Source organism: Pseudidiomarina marina (assembly GCF_044807045.1).
In the GTDB taxonomy this organism is placed as follows: Bacteria; Pseudomonadota; Gammaproteobacteria; order Enterobacterales; family Alteromonadaceae; genus Pseudidiomarina; species Pseudidiomarina marina.
The window spans coordinates 2,258,929-2,279,393 of the sequence record NZ_CP085233.1 but is presented as its reverse complement, the minus strand read 5'-3'; the positions used below and the strand labels follow the sequence as shown (position 1 = coordinate 2,279,393).

The window sequence follows — 20,465 nt, the reverse complement described above, 5'->3', positions numbered from 1 at the left end:
TGTCGTACACATCTGACACAAACAAGGAAGAGCAATGACAACAATAAAAACTGCTCGGTGGTCGACTTTAGCGATAGCGGTTGCTGCAGCAACATCGGTATCGGCATTGACGGCTCAGGAGTTTCAAAAAGTAGATGCGGCTATCAAAGTGACCGAACGCCAGGTCAATTATACTGGTGAAAAGCACAAGATGACGATTGAAGAATTCGCTGCAGCACACCAATCAACGCGTTTTTTAATTGAATTTGTAGAGCCTGCGGTGGCTGTCTATAAAGGCGGTATTGCTGGTTTTGAAGCGACCTCGGCGAAAGCGACTGGGGCTGAACGCTTAGACGTTAAATCTCACAAAGTACAAAGCTATGCGCAGTATCTTCAGCGCCGTCAACAAACCGTATTAGCCGAAGTGGCTAAACGCGTTCCTGAGTTGAAAACTCAATCGCATTTAACCTTAACTTTCAACGGTGCCATTGTTGAATACAAAGGGACTGATTTAAAAGCAAAATTACGCGGTATTCCGGGTGTGAAAGCGGTGCATGAAGATCATGTTGTTTACACCGATATGGATGCCTCCAACGACTTGATTAACTCGCCTGCCGTTTGGCAAATGCTTGGTGGCCAAGATGCGGCCGGTAAGGGCGTTAACGTCGCGATTATTGATACCGGTATTGATTTTGCCCACCCGATGTTTGCAGACAATGGTCATGATCCTGCAACCACGTCGGCGACTGACGATTACTGTGCGTTAAATGCCGGTGTGTGTAACGACAAAATTGCGGTTGCTCGTTACTACCCAGCTCCTTCTACGGTTCACCCAAGCGAGTATATGGATTCGCCGCAGGACATGAATGGTCATGGTTCGCATGTGGCTGGAACCTCTGCCGGTAATCTTGTTAGTGCGACATTCAATGGCGTTGCTTTGAATTTCTCAGGTGTTGCACCAGGCGCTAACCTATTTGTTTATAAAGGGTTGTGGAATACCGTGGATGGCCGCGGCTCGGGTTTGACGTTAAGCCTTGCCGAAGCGTTGGAAGATGCAGCAGCCGATGGCGCTCATGTGATCAACAATTCATGGGGTGGTGGCGCTGGTGCCTCTCCGGCGAGCAGTTATTACACCCCAATTATGAAATCGCTTGATGAAATGGGTGTGGTAACTGTCACCTCTGCCGGTAACTCTGGCCCTGGCGAGCAAACCGTGGGTTGCCCTGGTTGCGCTGAAGAAACCATTACTGTTGCCAGTACGCGCACTGGTCGGGTGTTTGGTAACCCAGTTGATGTTGATGGCTTTGACGAGATGTTGTCGATTGCCGGTACTGGCAGTTTTACGATTGATTCGGCTATTACCGCGCCATTGATGCCGGCCTTAGAAGTGGATAACACCAACGTTGAAGGCTGTAATGCATTTCCAGCCGATTCATTCGCTGGGCATATTGCGATGATCTCGCGCGGAACCTGTAGCTTTGAAATTAAAGCCAACAACGCGCTATTAGCTGGCGCCACCGCGCTGATCGTGTATAACAACGCTGGCGGTGCGGCAGGTATGACGATGGGTGCAGCCACGTTACCTAGTGTGATGATTGGTCAGGACGATGGTGAAGCGATTCTAGCCGCTTGGACTACAGGCCTTAGTGCGACGATCAATCCTGTTGATGCCATTATTGATGACGCTAATGTCGATGTGCTGTCTTCCTTCAGTTCACGCGGGCCAAACGGTGACCCGAATATGCTGAAGCCAGAAATTGCGGCCCCAGGCCACGACATTTTGTCGGCAGCGCCAGGGCAAAGCTACCGAGCTATTAGCGGTACTTCCATGGCGAGCCCTCATGTCGCAGGTGCTGCTGCACTGTTGTTAGCTCACAATCCTGATTTACTGCCACAACAGGTGAAGTCAATTTTGATGACCTCGTCGGTTGACGGTGTACGTAAAGATGATGGCGTTACCCCAGCTGACCCATTTGATGTGGGCGCTGGCCGGCTGGAATTACCACGCGCATTTAACACGGGGATTACCTTTGATGTCGCGTCGTTTGCGAACCCAATGTGCTTAAACGAATGTAGCTTTACTCGTGAAATTACCAATTTGGATGATGCTAACGGTGAGTGGCACGTTACGGTTGAATTTGCCAACCCGAATGTGACGACGACTTATTCGGAAACAATTAACCTTGATGCGAACGGTAACGCAGAATTTGTACTGGACGTGGTTGGTCGTTATGCCGGCGAAGGTTGGCAGTTTGGGACGGTGACGTTTAGCGACGCCAGTGGCTCTTTTGCCGATGCGCGATTGCCTATTGCTGTATACACCGCGTTGTCGGAAAACCCAGGTGTGATGAGTAGTGGTGTTACGGCTGGCGAAGTCGCTGCCGATTCACCAATGACGCTGACCATGATGAGTGCACTTGGCAGTACTGGCGAGGACGTGACCATTACGGCACAATTCCCAAGCGATGAGAACTTTGTGGTGGATGAAGATTCAGTGGCTGTCACTGAAACCTTAAGTTCAACCACGAGCTCAACGTTGGACAGCACCGCACGCACCTATACCTGGGTGGGTACGCAAACGGATAATCCAGCGGTTGTGACACAGCGATTGGCAACCTCGTTCCCATGGGCTGGTGTCGGCTTCGATATGATTGGCGGCGCAACATTCACTGAATGTGCGAGCGGTTGTGATGAAGCGGCTTTCACACTGGATCTCACTGGCATCGCGAGCTGGGAATATGAAGGCACGCAGCATTCGAAGTTCACTTTCTGGGAGAACGGTATTATCCAGCTTGGTGACCCCACTGTTGCGACGACCTATCAATTGCAAGGTTTGCCAAGTTCGGCAGAACCGAACAATGTGTTAGCGCCATTGTGGGCGGACTTTGAAACTGAAGCCGGCGAAGGCGAACTGCGCTATGACGTCGTTTTTGATGGCACCGATAACTGGTTAGTAATTGAGTGGTATCAAGTGCAGGAATGGGGTGACACAACCGGTGCGACGCATACCTTTAACGTGTGGTTCCGCTTAGATGGCAGCGATGCCTATTTCAACTACATCGATGTAAACCAAACTGTCGATCTGTACGGTATTATTGGCCTTGAAAACGCCGACGGTACGCTGGGTGGCATGGTGTATGCAGCTGGTAGTGGCTACTATCCTGCGGATGGCGACGCAATCGAAATTGGCTTGACCAAAGGCGAGTTGGCATCTGTGCAGATTGACTTAGATGCTTCGGTAGCGACATTTGGTGACGTATCGAGCGCCAGTGGTAATGGTTCGCACAGCCGTGCAATGAGCGTCGATTTGACCGATGCCGTTGGTGCCCCGCAACGCGATTTGCTAACGCTAATAAATATTAGCAGTGGCACTGTGTCTTACGACGCCATTCTGCCATTATTGATTCAACCGGACGGCGATTTGAGCGTTGAAGTGACCGCGCAACCTGAGCATGGTTCGGTGAGCCTAGATGGCATGACGGCAACTTATACGCCAGATGCTGGCTACATAGGTGCCGACAGCTTTAGCTATCGCGTGGTGGATGCGGCTGGCGCCACGTCAACCGAGAATACGGTATCGATGACGGTTACCAACACCGCACCAACCGTCACGGCGACAGCGCCAGAATCGGCCGAAAACGGTGACACCGTGGTGCTCGATGCATCATCGGCGGCGGATGCCGATGGCGATGCGTTAACCTACAGTTGGACACAAACCGCGGGTCCTGATCTTGAACTGAGTGGTGCTGATACAGCGCAAGCTTCGTTCACTGCACCGTTGTTTGAAGAGGACGATACTGATTTTGGTTTCACGGTGACGGTAAGTGACGGCTTTGAGTCGGTAACCAGCGATGTGGTGGTGACTGTGTTAGCTGATCCGAACACGGCGCCGGTCATCAATATCAGCGCGCCAAGTTCAGTCAGTGCCGACACGATTGTGCGTTTAGACGCATCGGGTACAACGGATGCAGAAGACGATACATTGACCTTTAACTGGCAGTTTGCTGGTGGTACCACCGTGTCGTTGAACAACGCGAATACTGCGGTTGCGACGTTTACTGCGCCACGTGTATTTGAGCAGGCTCAGGCGAACTTTATGGTGACTGTTTCTGATGGTCGCGCGACCAGTCAGCAAATGGTTACGGTGACCATAGAGGCCGAGAAAAAATCAAGCGGCTCAATGCCTTGGCTGTTTATATTCATGGCATTGCCGTTGTTATGGCTACGTCGTCGTAAAGGTTAAGTTAAAATAAATTTTTACAAAATTTATTCTTTTGTAATTTGGTCTAAAACGGCGATAGTATGAACTATTGCCGTTTTTTATGAGTATAAAAACAACTATGAAAACACTACAGACAACACTTGCAGTAACTATCGCGGCTTTGCTCTCAAGCGGAGCAACAGGGGCCGTTTATGCCACGGACATTCAGGTAAAAGTGAATGAGCGGACAGTAGCCGCGCCCCAGCGAAAAATTCCACAGCCAGCTGAACAGCAAGTGCGTATTTCGGCGCCGAAGCGTTATTTGATTCAGTTGGAAGAGCCAAGTGTTGCGACTTATAAAGGCGGCATTGCGGGTTATGCGGCAACGGCTGCGACGGTGACTGGCGATGAGCGCTTTCAGCGTGGCTCGCGAGCGGTCGCCGATTATTCAAGCTACGTTCAAAAACGCCAGAAAGAAGTATTCAGCACAATTGCACAGCAAGTGCCGTCGGTGGCGATGAAGAAGCAAATGAAGCTCTTATTGAACGCTATGGTTGTTGAGTATGAGGGGGATGATTTAGCACAACGGTTGGCAGGCACGCCGGGTATTAAAGGTGTGTATGCTGATCGCGAAGTATATGTTCAAACGGATACCTCGAATGCACTGATTGAAGCGCCAGCTGTGTGGCAACAGTTAGGCGGACAAGCGCAGGCCGGCGCGGGCGTGAATATCGCTATTTTGGATACGGGTATCGACCCTGATCATATTATGTTTGAAGACAATGGCCACACACGCCCTGATCTAGGAGTGACCGACGATTACTGTGCCAGCACCCCGGCGTTTTGTAACGATAAGCTTGTTGTGGCTCGTTATTTCTTGCCAGCCGGTTTTGATTTGCATCCTGACGAATTTGCCGATTCGCCAGAAGATTTAGATGGTCATGGTACACACGTAGCGGGAACCGCAGCGGGAAACCCGGTAAGCACCACGTTTAATGGTGTTGCGGTAAATTTCTCGGGCGTTGCTCCGGGCGCTAATTTGATGGTTTACAAGGCGTTGTGGGTCAATGCCGATGGCAATACCACTGGGTCCTCGATTAGCTTGGCGGAAGCGTTGGAAGCAGCGGCGAACGATGGTGCCGATGTGATTAATAACTCGTGGGGTAGCTTAGATAACGGTGTAGCGCCTTACGAAGCTGATATTGTTCGCGCCATTGATGCCATGGGTATTGTCAATGTAGCGGCTGCCGGCAACGATGGCCCAACAGAGAGCAGCATGGGCTGCCCAGCCTGTATTGACGAAATGTTGGCGGTTGCCAATACGCAAACGGGTCGCAGTTTTGCTGTGACAATGACACATAGTGATTATAGCAATGCGATTCCGGTGCTGATTGGACAAGGGGATTTCACTATTTCTTCACCAATTACTGGTGCTTTTCGCACTGTAAAGCGTGATGCACCGTCAAATCCACTAGCGTGTAGCAGTTTTAGCGCTGGTTTATTTACCAATGAAATTGTATTGGTTGAGCGTGGTACCTGTACCTTTGAGCAAAAGGCGAATAACTTGCAGGCCGCGGGCGCACGGGCCATGGTGTTGTATAACAACGTGGATGGCTCGATTAGTATGGAAATGGGGGCGGCAACGTTACCAAGCGTATCCATCGATCAAACGACTGGCGAACAGCTCGAGTCGGACTGGACTGCCGGTGAGCAAGTTACAATTAACCCACCTGAACGAGTGATTGATGAGTCGCTTCAAGATCGTTTGGCAAGCTCGAGTTCGCGAGGTCCGAATCGCGATAGCAGCATACTGAAACCAGAGGTAGCGGCGCCGGGTACTGGCATTCTTTCGGCGTACCCAGGTGGTCAAGTGGCATTGTTGAGCGGAACCTCGATGGCGAGTCCACATGTCGCTGGTGCCGCCGCATTGTTGCGTGATCTGAAGCCAAACTGGACCAATAGCCAAATCAAATCGGTGTTGATGACCTCTGCCAATGCGAATGTTACGCAGAGCGACAATGACGCCCAAGCGACCCCGCATCAGGTGGGTGCTGGTCGCATCGATTTAGCAGCAGCTGTGGACTCTGGTCTTAGCTTTGACCGTGCTTCGTTAAACAATAATGCGTGTATCGGTATGTGTGACTTTGACCGTACACTCACCAATTTGACCGCGAGCGAGCAAACGTGGACGGTGGCTGCCACCTTTAATGACCCTAATATTACGGCAACATTCCCGACCTCGATTACGCTTGCTGCAAACGAGAGCAAAACCTTATCAGTGACCGTCAATACGGCTTTTGCTGAAGAGGGCTGGCAGTTTGGTGCGCTGACGTTGACATCCAACTCAGGCAATTATTCACCAGCGCGACTACCGATTGCGGTGTTCACATCGCTTTCTGATGATTCCCGCATTATCTCTGCTGCTATCGCCTCAGGTGCTGCTGTTGCAGGTGAAGCGATGCAATTGCAACTGCGTGGTGGCTTGGGCTTTACTGACGGTAGCACGGAATTCTCAGTGGCATTGCCAACTAGCGCCGGCATTTCGATTGATTATGACAATATTGGATTGCAGTTAACGCGTAGTACGCAAACGGCTTTTGACGTGAACGAAGCAACCGGCACCTTGGTTTGGCAAGGTGATCAAAATGATGCACCTGATTCAGCGGAAATTAGTGCAACAACTGGGTTCGCTTATGCGGGTATGTCGTTGGCAGATATTGCGGTAACTGAAGATATCAGTATTTCGAGTGTTTGTAGCGAAGGCTGTGACGATTTGGTTGCTGAAATTGAGCTAGAAGGCGAAGGGGCAACGTGGCGCTTCGATGGCTTTGAGCACAATATATTCTCAATGTGGAGCAACGGTTTGGTGGAGCTCGGTGAAAGCCGCGCATTATTCACGGCAAGCGCCGCAATGTTACCAAATGAAAATGAGCCGAACGGCATTGTTGCGCCGTTTTGGACGGACTTGGAATTTGTTAATGGCGATGGCGAGATGAATTATGCCATTGTGACTGAAGGTACTGATACGTACTTAGTGCTTGAATGGGAAAACGCACGGAGTTGGGTTGCTTCAGGCGCTACTGATAGCGGTGTACGTTATACCTTTAACGTGTGGTTCAAGCTGGGAACCAACGAAGTGATTTACAATTACGTTGACGTGAATGGCGGCGCGCCAACTTACAACACGGCCATTGGTTTGGAAAACTTCCGTGGCGATGTTGGGGCAACGTACTACTTCTCTGGTACCAGTACTGGAACGTATCCTGCAGACGGTGCAACCTTAGCCGCAAGCTTTAATTATGGTGAGCGCGCTGAAGTACGCATGGATGTACCCGCAACGGTAACTCATTTAGGCCCGCTGGCCGATGTTACGGTGGCAGGTACAGCCAACCGCTCGGTTGAAGTGGATTTCGCTGAGGCGACAGCTGAATTAGGGCATGAATTTGTGGTGCTGATGAATATCAGTAGTACCGATGCCGGTGAGCCAATTGAGTACGCCGCGCAATTACCAATTTCCGTGCAGCCTGAAGGTGCTTTGGCGGGGGCACTAGTGAGCCAACCTGAGCATGGTACAGTGAGTTTTAGCGGCGCTACTTTAACCTATACACCGGACACCGACTTCACGGGTAGTGATAGTTTTAACGTTCGGTTAGTGGACGAAGCTGGGTCGCCAACAGCAACCGCCACGGTAACCGTTGAGGTGACTAATACGGCTCCGGTAGCAAGTATCGATGCACCAAACAGCGCCACCTCAGGTGAAACGGTGCGCTTAGATGCCTCCGGTAGCTCGGATGCGGATGGCGATAGTTTGGAATATGACTGGCAGGTAGTTAGCGGCACTGGCGTGACCTTATCGGGTGCGAATGCGGCGGTAGCGACCTTCACAGCGCCCGAGGTGACCACTGCGACGACCATTCAAGTGCGTGTGATTGTGTCAGACGGCATGGCCACTGCACAAGAAACCGTATCGGTGAGTATTACCCCACCAGAGAAAAGTTCAGGTGCTATGGGGTGGTTGCTGATGTTGTTGGCATTGCCGCTAGTATGGCTACGTCGCCGTCAGGTTTAGCATGTTAAGTTGGTATAAATAAAAAAGAATCGGCGATAGGATGATTCTATCGCCGTGAATTAACGAGGTGTTGCTATGACGAAGGAACTATCGAAAGGGATAGGAAAAGGACTAAGTATTCTTGCTTTAGCGTTTGCCATGAGTGGTTGCGTTGATGCGGAGCAAGCCAATAGCGAAGGAAGATCGCCAATGTCAGATGAGAGAGAGCAAGAGCAAAGCGTCGATCCGGCAGCTGATGCTAATCGCGGCGCCCGTATTGCTGAGTTAGATAATCAAATTCGCACAATGGTTGGCGTAGCGCGTGCTGATTCACTGGATCAATGTCGTTTGGCAGCAGTTGGTAAACGTGCCTGTGGCGGCCCAGAATACTATATTGCCTATTCAACCAAAGTGACCGATGAAAAATCGTTGCAAAAGTTGGTCGATGAATACACGCAGTTGCGTATTGAGCACATTAATGCAACTCAGGAAATGAGCACCTGTGAGGTGATTCCTGAGCCGCAATTATCGCTTGAAAATGGTGTTTGCCGTGCTGTTGCGCACAGCACAATGTAAAACCTAAGAATCAAAAAACTTATTGCCGCTCCAAATATTTCAGCAGTGATTTGAGAGCGGCTGGCTTCACCGGCTTCGCCAAGAAGTGCAGATTCTGTTCGCGGGCTTGTTTGCGTACCGAATCGTCACGCATCGCAGTGACTAAAGCGCCTGATAAGGTATCGCCCCAGTAATGCCTTAGCGCCTTCGCTAAACTTAAACCGTCATGTTCATCGTCACCGAGCTGATAATCGAGCAGAATGCCGTCTGGACGTTCATGGGTGCTCGCATACTCCAACGCCGTGGCGCTACTGGTAAAGGTTTCAACAGTACATCCCCACTTTTCTAGCAAGGCGCGAAGTGCACTTAAATTTTCTTGGTCGTCATCAACACATACCATGAGCATGCCTTTGTTCACGTCGGCAGCGCTGGGTTGTTCTGGTTTTTCGTAAACCTGTGCTGGGCTACCAAGCGGTACTTGCACCGAGAAACAGCTACCGGATCCTTCGACCGTTTTTAAACGCAGCTCACAGTGCAACTGCTCGCTCATGCGTTTCGCCACGCTCAAGCCAAGGCCTACGCCTTCAACGCGCGTCTGTGAACCGCGATAAAATGCGTCAAAGATTCGGTGACGTTGTTGGGCGGTAATACCCGGGCCGGTATCATAGACCGCAATGAGGAGATGATTGCCGCGCTTACGAACCGCTAATAATACCTTGCCGTTGTCGCGGTTGTACTTCACCGCATTCGATAAAAAGTTTTGAATAATACGACGCAAGTAGGTTGGGTCGGTGTAAACCACACCGTCGTGCAGGTGGGTCTTCAATGTTACCCCACGTTGCTCCGCCAACACGCCGTATTCATGTATTAGAGGCTCAAGAATGGTGCTTAAGCGAACGTGTCGGAAGTTTGGTTGCAGTGCGCCTTGATCCATCTTGGCAATCTGCAATAGGGTACTGAGCAAGTGTTCGGTGGACGCCAGTGCGGTATCTAGCTTGCTTAATAGCTGCAAGTTATTGGTATTGAGATTCGCTTCATCCATTGCCGACAGGTACAAACGAGCCGCGTTAAGTGGTTGTAAGATGTCATGACTGGCAAGCGCTAAAAATCGAGTTTTGGAGGCATTGGCTTCTTCGGCCTCTTGCGTCGCCTTTTTTAGCTCAACCTCAACTTTACGTCGCCGCTCAATCTCTTCTGTAAGCTCGTTATTGATTTCACGAATTTTCTTTTGACGCACATTGATGCGTTGCTCGAGGTCAATATTGGCTTCTTCAAGCGCCTGCTGGGTTTCAACGTGCTCGGTGATATCAGTGAATGAAGTTACAAAGCCGCCATTCGGTAGCGGATTGCCCACCATTTCGATCACGCGACCATCGCCACGGCGCCGAATAAATCGGTGTGGCGAGCCCAGTTGCATGTGCTTTAAGCGCTTCGCGACCAGTTCATCAATTTCGCCTGGGCCACATTCACCGCGTTCAGCGTTGTAACGAATCAGCGTGGCAATGGGTTGTCCCGGTTTCACCATGCCATCAGGGTAGTCGAAGAGATCAAGATAGCGCTTATTCCACGCCACCAAACGCAGTTCGGCGTCGACTACTGAGATACCTTGCGCCAGGTTTTCGAGCGAGCTAAATAGAATGGATTGCTGGGTTTGTAATGCTTGTGTGGTGTCATCGAAAAAGTGCACCACTTCCTCAAGGTGTAAACGCCGGTCACGCAGTGCCGCTTCAACCAGCGAGCGCGCGGTGGCGGCCCCAAGCACCCCAGTTAGCACACGTTCGACGTAGTCGATAAATTCCCGCGAAGCCACGTCTTCTTTATTGGTGTGGCTGGTGTCGTCACCTTGCGATTCGGCAAAATAATCTAGTAACTGAGCGGTGCGTTGCTCGCCTACGAAAGTTTGCAGTAACAACATCATGTCGCCGTTGGTGGCTTGATGATGACGGCCAATGGTGTGTTCTTGCACACGCGAGCGCGGCTTCACAAACGCGGTGGCTTGTATCCGATCAATGAGGCGTGGCTGCGCGAGTAACGAGAACACAATATAGAACGCGGTATTGACCGCCAAGCTAATGACAGTGCCTTGCGTAATGACGCTGGTGTCGGTGCTGTCATGCGGCAAATACATTGGTACGGCGACGGCGAATAGCCAAGCAATCAGACCGGTACCTAAGCCGACATAAACGCCGCGTGCGTGACCGCGACGCCAATACAAGCCGCCTAATACCGCCGGTAATAATTGCAGTACAACTGAGAAGGCCAATAGACCGATACTCACTAAGCCCGTTCCGGCTGCCCAGAAGTAATAACACAGATAACTAAGCAATAAGATTATTGCGATGGCGACGCGGCGAATAAGCAGCAAACGTTTCTGGAAGCTGGTTGGGAAACGGCTGCGACGTTGGAGGATGACTGGCATGATCACGTCGTTCGTGACCATGGTGCTGAGCGTGACTGACGCGATAATTACCATCGCCGTTGCCGCTGAGAAACCGCCGATAAAGATGAATACTGCCAGCCACGTTTGATCATGCAGCAGTGGTAAGCGCAGCGCGTAAGTATCGCCATCAATGCCGTTGCCGAAAAACAGGCCGCCACTCAAAGCAATCGGCACAATCGCAACGGCAACCAACACCAAATACAGCGGGAAGCCCCAACGTGCGGTTTTCAGGTGGTTCACGTTAACGTTATCGACTACCGCAACGTGAAACTGGCGCGGTAGGCACAGAATGACCCCAGCAGCCATAAAGGTTTGCACAATAAAATCAAACTCAGTGACAGCTTCCCAACTCCAGGCTTTCGAGGTTGGCGTGGTGACTTGCTCCCACATGCTAACCGGCGATGCGTCATTAAATAAGAAATAGGCAAACACCGCAGCCGCCAACAGAGCAAGCAGTTTCACAGCTGACTCAAAGGCAATGGCTAAAATCATTCCGTTACGGTATTCGGTCACCTCAATATGTCGGGTGCCAAAAAGCATCGCAAACACGGCCATAATCGCCGCGGCCACGAGTTCGTTTATCGAAAACTCGGTGAGTGCCGAGGTGTTCTCAGTAAGTACCACAAAGGTTAATCCGACCGCTTTTAATTGCAGCGCGATGTATGGAATTGTTGCCAGTGCGGCAATCAAAGTCACAAATAACGCTAAGCGTTGGCGTTTGCCATAACGGCTGGCAATAAAGTCGGCAATTGACGTGATATTCTGCTGCTTCGATACGCTCACCAACTTCTCAAGTAACGGTAGCGCGAAGATAAATAATAAGAACGGCCCCAACAAAATGGGTATATAGGCCCAGCCGTCAGTTGCCGCATTTCCCACCGCGCCATAGTACGTCCAACTGGTGCAATAGATTGCCAGTGACATACTGTAAATGATTGGTTTATAGCTGATTTTGTTGGCCAATGAGTTCGGTTTGTCGCCCCAATGTGCAACGGCAAAAAGCAAAGCGATGTAGGCCAATGAGGCTAAGATGAGTAGTAATGTCATTTGAAAATCAAAGTCGATATTAGCTATTAGATATTTGATATTAACATCAAGCGTTAAAAAGCAAAGACGATATTAGCTATTGGATATTAGAGCGGATGTATTGGTGTTTCATCTAATATCCAATATCTAATAGCTAATATCGCTTTTGCATGTCGTTAGACCAATGTCTTATTTCCCCTATTGCCATATCCCGTCTAGATTGCATAAGTGATTCTTTAAGTGAATAAATCACTCATAACAACATAAACAATAACAGAACAATCTGGAGGGCGTATGGCTTTCAAAAGCGAAGAACTCGCAAAAGCCTACTGGCGCGATAATATCAGCCTAGTACTGAAGTTGCTGGCGGTGTGGTTTATCGTTTCATACGGGTTTGGCATCATCTTAGTAGACTGGCTAAATCAGTTTACTTTCTTCGGCTTCAAGTTGGGCTTTTGGTTTGCTCAGCAAGGGTCAATCATCACCTTTGTGATTCTAATCTTCGTGTACGTGAAGCGTATGGCGGCGTTAGATAACAAATATGAAGTTCACGAAGAGTAAGGGGCCGAATCATGGATATTCAAACTCTCACGTTTATTATCGTCGGCCTGACGTTCGCTCTCTATATTGCCATTGCAATTTGGTCACGCGCGGGCTCGACTTCTGATTTCTACGTAGCCAGTGGTGGCGTACACCCAGTGATGAACGGTATGGCAACAGCCGCCGACTGGATGTCTGCTGCTTCGTTTATTTCAATGGCCGGTATTATCGCTTTCGCAGGTTACGACGGTAGTGTGTACCTAATGGGTTGGACCGGTGGTTACGTATTGTTGGCTCTTTGTTTAGCGCCATATTTACGTAAGTTCGGTAAGTTCACCGTGCCTGATTTCATCGGTGACCGTTACTATTCGCAAACTGCACGTACTATCGCTGTTATCTGCGCTATCTTGATCTCGTTTACTTATATTGCAGGTCAGATGCGTGGTGTGGGCGTGGTATTCTCGCGCTTCTTAGAAGTTGATATCGCAACGGGTGTATTCATCGGTGCGGTTATCGTGTTCTTCTATACTGTCCTGGGTGGTATGAAAGGTATTACCTATACGCAGGTTGCACAGTACTGTGTACTCGCGTTTGCGTACTTGGTACCAGCAATTTTCATCTCGATTTATATGACCGGTCACGTATTACCTCAAACTGGCTTTGGTGCAACCATTGCACAGGGGGTAGCTGGCGAGGGGACCTATTTGCTTGATAGGCTTGATGGCTTGTCCGCCGAGTTGGGGCTAGCCGCATATACTTCAGGTATTAAATCGAAGATTGACGTATTCGCAATTACTTGTGCGTTGATGGTTGGTACCGCTGGTTTGCCACACGTGATTGTTCGCTTCTTCACCGTACCAAAAGTACGTGACGCGCGTCGTTCAGCGGGTTGGGCATTGGTATTCATTTCTGTTGTTTACCTCACTGCGCCATCGATTGCTGGTTTCGCGAAAGTGAACTTGATTAACACGGTAAATGGTCCTGATCTGCAAGGCGTTGAGTATGACGCTGCACCAGACTGGGTGAAAAACTGGGAAAAAACCGGTTTGATCACGTGGGAAGACAAGAACGACGACGGCAAGATGTTCTATTCAGGTGATGATCGCAACGAAATGACGGTTGATCGCGACATCATGGTACTGGCAAACCCTGAGATTGCTAACTTACCAGCTTGGGTTGTGGCATTGGTTGCTGCGGGTGGTGTTGCCGCCGCGCTTTCTACCTCGGCAGGCTTGCTGTTGGTTATTTCAACCTCTGTATCACACGACTTGTTGAAACGAACCTTGACGCCAAATATTACCGATAAGCAAGAGCTGATGTGGGCACGGGTTGCCGCAGCTGTAGCTATTGCGCTATCAACGTGGTTTGGTATCAATCCGCCCGGCTTCGTGGCGCAGGTGGTCGCCTTCGCGTTCGGCTTAGCCGCAGCGAGCTTCTTCCCTGCCATTATTCTGGGTATCTTCTACAAGCGCATGAATAGCACCGGTGCTATCGCTGGTATGATTGTGGGTATTGTGTTCACCTTGGCGTACATTATTTACTTCAAGTTTGTGAACCCAGCCGCAAATACTGCTGATAACTGGCTATTCGGTATCTCGCCTGAAGGTATTGGTACCATTGGTATGTTGCTAAACTTCATCGTGTCTTATGTGGTACATAAGATGACGGGTGATGCGCCGCAAGATACGCAAGATTTGGTGGAGTCGATTCGTTACCCGCGTGGTGCGGGTGGTGCGACGCACTAAAATACAAAGCCCGGCTTCACGCCGGGCTTTTTAATTCAAAAGCGATATTAGCTATTGGATATTAGATATTAGATCTGAAGTTTCCGGTTTGACTAATATCCAATATCTATTAGCTAATATCGTATTAGTATTTTGCTAATATCCAATATCTAATAGCTAATATCGAACTTGGGTTTCAAACAATGCAGCCGGAATTTACTGAGGTTCAGCGCTTTTTACTCGATTGCCCACCATTTGACGAATTAACCGGTGAGCAGCGACAGTGGGTGGCACAGAATATTGATGCCGCTTATGTCAATGAGCACAACGTGGATGCGCTGTTTAAGCAGCACAGCCCCGCGCTTTATATTGTGCGCTCGGGTGGTTTTGATTTGCTGGCGCCCGATGGACACTTGATTGAACGTTTAGAATCGCATGACTTGTTTGGGTTTCCGTCGTTGTTAAGTGGCCGACCTGTGGTGAACAAGCTCAAAGTGATTGAAGACGGCATTATTTATATTGTCTCGGCGGCGATGTTCGATAAATTACGGCAGCATGCGCGGGCCTTCGAACAATACTTCATTCGCGCCCACGGCCAACGCCTGCTAAGCGAAGTAGCCCGCCGTTCCACGGCGGGACGTGGCGAAGCCACGGTTAATGCCGATGCGAGTAATAATCGCGATTTTAATGAAACGGAGAGATTAACTACTAACGCGTCCCGGCCTTCAGTTACAGAAAAGTCGCCGGGCTACGACACCCTCGAGCTCACCATTGCGGAAGTGATTAGCCGCGAACCAGTTACGGTATCAAGTACAGCCTCCATTCGCGAAGCCGCCGAGCTCATGCGCGATGAAAAAGTCTCATCGGTGATGGTAACGGGGGCAGACCTTGGACTGCACCCCACCTCCTCTAAGCTTTTCGGCATTTTAACCGACCGCGATTTAAGAAACCGCGTCATCGCTCAAGGCTTAAGCTACGACATTCAAGTGAATGCCGTGATGACCCAAGCGCCGGCGACGGTTTACGGACGGCAAACACTCATGGATGCGCTGACGTTAATGACACAGCACAACATTCACCATCTGCCAGTGTTAGACGACAATGACCAGCCGATTGGCATGATCACGAATACTGATTTAATGCGGCAACAGCGCAGTGAACCGGTGATGTTGATTAGTGCGATCAATAAGGCTGACACGCGCGAGCAATTAGTTGCTGAAGCACAACATATTCCAGCGTACATGCAAACCTTTGCGGCGCGCGTGCATGACACGACCATGGTGGGGCGTCTGTTAGCGTCATTAACCGACAGCATGACGCGCAAGTTGATTAGTTTATATGAGCAAGAGCACGGCGTTGCGCCGAGTGCTTACTGTTGGATAGCGTTCGGCTCACAGGGGCGGGAAGACCAGGTGCTCAGTTCAGACCAAGATAACGGTTTGTTGTTAGGCAACGGCTTGAACGAGCAACAGCTTGAGTGGTTTAAAGGGCTTGGTGAATATGTTTGCACCGGCTTAAATGAATGCGGTATTCCGCTGTGCCCTGGCGATATCATGGCATCGAACCCTGATTGCCGACGCACGCTAGACGGCTGGCTCGATAGATTTCAAACTTGGACTGAGAGTCCAACACCAAAAGCACTGATGTACTGCCAGATATTTTTCGATTCACGCATGGTGCACGGCAATAAACGCTTGTATCAACGTTATCGTGATGAAGTTGCCAAACTGGGCAAAAGTGAATTTTTCTTGGGTAACTTAGCGCGCTTGCAGGTTAGCGTTCAGGTGCCACTTGGCTTATTTAATCGATTTCGTGGTACCGAATCGGGTAAAGATAGCGATTTGATTAACATAAAGCGCTACGGCATTGCCCTGATTAATGACATTGTGCGAATTTATTCATTGCAAGCTGGGTTGACAGCACCTCAAACGTTGGTTCGCTTAGAGCAGTTGCGCGGCAGTAATTTACTGAACCGTAAGGATAACCAATCATTGGCGGAAGCATGGCAGTTTCTAACTCAATTGCGATTGCAGCATCAGCTTGATATTTGGGGTACCGATAAATCGAAGAACGCTTTAGATCCGGATGAACTCAGTACGTTAACTCGCCGGCAATTAAAAACGGCCTTTCGAATCATCAAAGATTGCCAGCAGGGTGTTGGTTTAAAATTTGGGCGTATTGGCTGATGTGGTCGGCAATAAAACGTTGGTGGCAAACACACAAAGCGCGCCGAAAGCCGTGGACGGAACATCGCTATATTGCGTTAGATATTGAAACCAGCGGCTTGGACCCTACCAACGATCAGATACTGGCAATTGCGTGGGTTGAGGTATCACCGCCTGTTATTCACTATACAACCGGTCGCTACTATCTCATTAAACATGATAAAACTGACTTAAAGCAGTCACCAGTGATTCATGGCTTGGTCAAGAAAGACTTCATTGAAACGTCAGAATTGTGTGATGTAATGAAAGCACTCGCTGCTGAGCTTAATAACAAAATATTAATTTGCCACCATATACAACTTGATTGGCGATTTCTAAAGCAGGCTGCCAAACACTGCGATATTCAACTTTCTCCGCTCGCGCTATTTGATACGTTGGCATTTGAGGCCAGCCGCTTGAAGCGTCAACAACATCATATTCAACGCGGTTCGCTGACCCTCTCAGCCTGCCGATCGCGCTATGGTCTCCCGGAATACGACTCGCATCATGCGTTTAGTGATGCTGTCGGTTGCGCTGAATTGATGCTCGCGCAAGGCTACAAGTTTGCAGGTAGTTCAAAAAGTTCAATATTTTGAAGCGTTTCTAGGCAACTTTATGCGATTTTCGATGAGTGACGTTTTATTTATGTTGAAAATCCATTGAAATCAGTTAACGACTGTGGTTATCTAAGCAAGATTCTATGTCAGTTAGCAGTAACTTCATTAGAACACTCAGATTTCGGTACGAACGCTAATTATAAAAAAATGCTTGGTACTGAAGCAATTACAATAATAATCTCAGGGAGACTTAACATGGCTCAAAAGTCATTTTTGTCAGACTCAATCCGCGCCATCATGATGGCAGGTTTTGGTTCTGCGCTAATTGCAGCTCCTGCAATGGCTCAAGATCAAAACGAAGATGAACAAGAAGCTGAAAAAGCGGTTGAGAAAATTCAGGTAACTGGTTCTCGTATCCGTACCGATGGTTTGGATAGCCCAACACCAATCGAAATTATTACTACTGAACTTGCAGAAGACCAAGGTTTGAACACACTGGGTGAATTGTTGCGTACATCAACAGTTGCTTCTGGTTCTGACCAGTTGGTTTCTGCATATTCTGTTGGTTATGTTACCAACGGTGGTAGTGGTGCTGAATCAATCTCTATGCGTGGTTTAGGCGCTGGTCGTACCTTGGTACTCTTGAACGGCCGTCGTGCTGGTCCTGCTGGTACCCGTGGTACAGTTTCTGCATTTGACATGAACGCATTACCAATTAGCGTCATCGAGCGTGTTGAAATTCTTAAAGATGGTGCTTCTTCACTATACGGTTCTGATGCGGTTGCTGGTGTAATCAACATCATCACCAAGAAAGGTGAAGGCGGCCAAGTCAACGTTTCTGGTTCTGCTCCATTTGAAGGTGGCGGCGAAACTTACCGTTTGAACGCGACTTACGGTAGTGCATTTGACCGTGGTTCATGGCGTGTGGTTGTTGACCACAACGTGAACACCGGCTTGAAGCGTGCTGACCGTGACTACTTTGATTGTTCTACTCGTTACTTGTTTAATGATATCGAAACTGGTGAGCGAGCTGATCCAATCGATCCACGTACTGGTGAATATCACTGTAACGAAAGCGGCTTTGGTTTGTGGCACTCAGGTTCTGCAGGTACAGGTCGTATTCAATACAACTACGGCAACTATGATGTCGATCCAGTAACTGAAACGAACCCGAACGTAACGCAAGCGCCAGACGGTTGGTACTGGGCTGGTTACGATAAAGAATCTGATGGTTTGTTGGACGGTGGCGGTCACCCGTTCCGTTTAGAACAAACGATGATTCCAGAGACTACAGTTAACTCAGCGTACTTCCAAGCGGATTACGACTTAACTGATACTATCTCTACTTACGGCGAACTGTTGTACAGTCAGCGTGTAACGAAGTCGCAAAGCGCACGTCAGTTCTGGCCTGCAGACTTAGTTGGCTATGTGCCAATCAGCACCGTGCCTGGTTTTGATGGTGACAGCTTTGTTATGCCAGTTCACTACACCAACCACTATGGTAACGAAACCACGGTTGATTACACGCGTTTAGTACTTGGTTTAGAAGGTTCTATCGGTTTCTGGAACTGGGATATTTCATATCAGCGTTCAGAAAACGATGGTACTTACGAGCAGGATATCATTCTTCGCGACTCGATGTTGATGGCGCAAGAAACCTTGTTAGGTGTACCTTGTGAAGGTCGTGTCACTTCAATCTCTGGCAAAGCTTGCTATGAGTATGATTGGTTCGATCCACAAAACATCTATGGTAACCCAAGCCAAGAAGCTCGTGATTTCCTATTCGGTTACGACAAAGGTAACACTGAGTACACCCAAGACACCATTGATGCGTACATCACTGGCGACTTGTTCGAAATGCCAGCTGGCCCAGTTGGTACTGCCGTAGGTGTTTACTGGCAGCGTGATGAAATCAATGACGTTCCTGGTGAGAATACTCGTGCAGGTAACTCATGGGGTCTTTCTGGTGCAGGCATTACTGCAGGTGAAGCGAAAACTACTGCGGCTTATGCTGAGTTCCAAGTTCCATTGCTACGCGACTTGCCATTCGTTGAAAGCTTAGACTTAACAACTTCTGGCCGTTGGACTGACGTAGATATCTACGGTAGTGACACGACGTTCAAGGTAAGCGCTAACTGGGAAATCGGCGCCGGCTTCCGTCTTCGTGCATCACGTGGTAGCTCATTCCGTGCTCCAGCGCTTTATGAGTTGTTCCTACAGAACCAAACTGGTTTCTTAGGTCAAACTTCTGATCCATGTTTGAACTGGGTTGAATCAACGAACCCACAAGTACGTGAGAACTGTGCGGCAGAAGGTATTCCTGAATCGTACACCACAGCGGTTGGTAGCAGCGGTTCAATGACTTCAATCACCGGTGGTGGTGCAGGTCAATTGAAAGCTGAAACTTCAATCTCTGAAGGTATTGGTTTAGTTTACTCAACTGATGACGGTCGTTTCGCTGCGTCTGTTGACTACTATGACGTAGTTATCAGTGACCAGATCTCTAGCGTTGCTGGTGGTTCAGTATTGAACCAGTGCTACACTTCAAACGACTTCGCGAACGAGCCTTTCTGTGATCAAATCACTCGTCGTGACGGTTCTGCTGACGGTGACTGGAGTGTCTTAGAAGTTCGTGGTGGTTACTTGAACACTGCACAACAAGTTGTTCGTGGTGTGGATATTGTTGTGACTTACCAAGATTCATTTGATTTTGGTGATTTACGCATCAAGTTAGATCACACGAACCAAATCGAGCGTTCATTCCAGCAGTTCGTTTCTGATGATCCAGAGCAAAACATTGGTTACATTGGTAACCCACGCAACGTAGGTACGTTGAACACTACCTTGACGCGTGACGAATGGAGCTTCAACTGGAACATGAGTTACTTTGACGCAACATCTGACTACCGTTATTTCGGTACCAGCTCAACCACTTACCGTGGTGAGACTGTGCGTTTCGTAGCTGAAACTCCAACTTACGTGTTGCATTCACTGTCTGCTAGCACCACTTTCAATGACAATATCGATGTCACTGTAGGTGTTGGTAACATCTTTGATAAGCAACCACCAATGGTGAGCCCAGCAGCAGCAGCTGTTGTTGGTAACACGCCATTATTTGCTTCTCAGCTCGACTACTTAGGTCGTCGTGCATTCTTCAACGTTTCTTACAGCTTCTAAGTTGTTAAGGAATT

Annotated in this window: 9 protein-coding genes; 8 read left to right on the top strand and 1 reads right to left on the bottom strand. The window is 49.2% G+C overall.

Translation table 11 applies throughout. The features are described from left to right. The first annotated feature begins 34 nt into the window (after nucleotides 1-34). The 3 genes from LG272_RS10855 (at nucleotide 35) to LG272_RS10845 (ending at nucleotide 8,804) form a co-directional block, all read left to right on the top strand. Nucleotides 35-4,222, top strand: a complete 4,188-nt coding sequence (locus LG272_RS10855; protein ID WP_404408510.1) for a S8 family serine peptidase — start codon at nucleotides 35-37, stop codon at nucleotides 4,220-4,222. Nucleotides 4,223-4,319: 97 nt separating this feature from the next. Beyond that, nucleotides 4,320-8,249: a S8 family serine peptidase gene (locus LG272_RS10850; RefSeq protein WP_404408508.1), complete on the top strand. Its 3,930-nt coding sequence runs from the start codon at nucleotides 4,320-4,322 to the stop codon at nucleotides 8,247-8,249. A 75-nt stretch (nucleotides 8,250-8,324) separates the two neighbouring features. Continuing rightward, the gene (locus LG272_RS10845) at nucleotides 8,325-8,804 is read left to right on the top strand and encodes a hypothetical protein (RefSeq protein ID WP_126759311.1); all 480 of its coding nucleotides are present in this window, start codon (nucleotides 8,325-8,327) and stop codon (nucleotides 8,802-8,804) included. A gap of 19 nt (nucleotides 8,805-8,823) precedes the next feature. Here LG272_RS10845 and LG272_RS10840 read toward each other — a convergent pair whose 3' ends face one another. Next, nucleotides 8,824-12,270 (bottom strand): PAS-domain containing protein, encoded by a 3,447-nt coding sequence (locus LG272_RS10840; protein ID WP_404408506.1) that lies wholly within the window; start codon nucleotides 12,268-12,270, stop codon nucleotides 8,824-8,826. 273 nt (nucleotides 12,271-12,543) lie between these two features. Here LG272_RS10840 and LG272_RS10835 point away from each other — a divergent pair, with 273 nt between their 5' ends. The 5 genes from LG272_RS10835 (at nucleotide 12,544) to LG272_RS10815 (ending at nucleotide 20,451) form a co-directional block, all read left to right on the top strand. Further along, nucleotides 12,544-12,810, top strand: coding sequence for a DUF4212 domain-containing protein (locus LG272_RS10835; protein ID WP_092856100.1), 267 nt, complete (start codon nucleotides 12,544-12,546; stop codon nucleotides 12,808-12,810). Between the two features lie 11 nt (nucleotides 12,811-12,821). Beyond that, the gene (locus tag LG272_RS10830; protein WP_404408503.1) at nucleotides 12,822-14,534 is read left to right on the top strand and encodes a sodium:solute symporter family protein; all 1,713 of its coding nucleotides are present in this window, start codon (nucleotides 12,822-12,824) and stop codon (nucleotides 14,532-14,534) included. A gap of 182 nt (nucleotides 14,535-14,716) precedes the next feature. Beyond that, nucleotides 14,717-16,699: a DUF294 nucleotidyltransferase-like domain-containing protein gene (locus LG272_RS10825; protein ID WP_404408501.1), complete on the top strand. Its 1,983-nt coding sequence runs from the start codon at nucleotides 14,717-14,719 to the stop codon at nucleotides 16,697-16,699. Beyond that, on the top strand, nucleotides 16,699-17,313 hold the full coding sequence (locus tag LG272_RS10820; protein WP_404408499.1) for an exonuclease domain-containing protein: 615 nt from the start codon (nucleotides 16,699-16,701) through the stop codon (nucleotides 17,311-17,313). Before LG272_RS10825 ends, LG272_RS10820 begins: the two co-directional genes overlap by 1 nt. Nucleotides 17,314-17,529: 216 nt before the next feature. Next, a complete protein-coding gene (locus LG272_RS10815) occupies nucleotides 17,530-20,451 on the top strand; it encodes a TonB-dependent receptor plug domain-containing protein (protein WP_404408497.1) in 2,922 nt (973 codons plus the stop codon). Nucleotides 20,452-20,465: the final 14 nt, after the last annotated feature.

Bases quoted from the DNA above. Each gene is read 5' to 3' on its own strand.
- LG272_RS10845 (WP_126759311.1), top strand. From the start codon at position 8,325: ATGACGAAGGAACTATCGAAAGGGATAGGAAAAGGACTAAGTATTCTT.
- LG272_RS10835 (WP_092856100.1), top strand. From the start codon at position 12,544: ATGGCTTTCAAAAGCGAAGAACTCGCAAAAGCCTACTGGCGCGATAAT.
- LG272_RS10850 (WP_404408508.1), top strand. From the start codon at position 4,320: ATGAAAACACTACAGACAACACTTGCAGTAACTATCGCGGCTTTGCTC.
- LG272_RS10830 (WP_404408503.1), top strand. From the start codon at position 12,822: ATGGATATTCAAACTCTCACGTTTATTATCGTCGGCCTGACGTTCGCT.
- LG272_RS10855 (WP_404408510.1), top strand. From the start codon at position 35: ATGACAACAATAAAAACTGCTCGGTGGTCGACTTTAGCGATAGCGGTT.
- LG272_RS10820 (WP_404408499.1), top strand. From the start codon at position 16,699: ATGTGGTCGGCAATAAAACGTTGGTGGCAAACACACAAAGCGCGCCGA.
- LG272_RS10825 (WP_404408501.1), top strand. From the start codon at position 14,717: ATGCAGCCGGAATTTACTGAGGTTCAGCGCTTTTTACTCGATTGCCCA.
- LG272_RS10840 (WP_404408506.1), bottom strand. From the start codon at position 12,270: ATGACATTACTACTCATCTTAGCCTCATTGGCCTACATCGCTTTGCTT.
- LG272_RS10815 (WP_404408497.1), top strand. From the start codon at position 17,530: ATGGCTCAAAAGTCATTTTTGTCAGACTCAATCCGCGCCATCATGATG.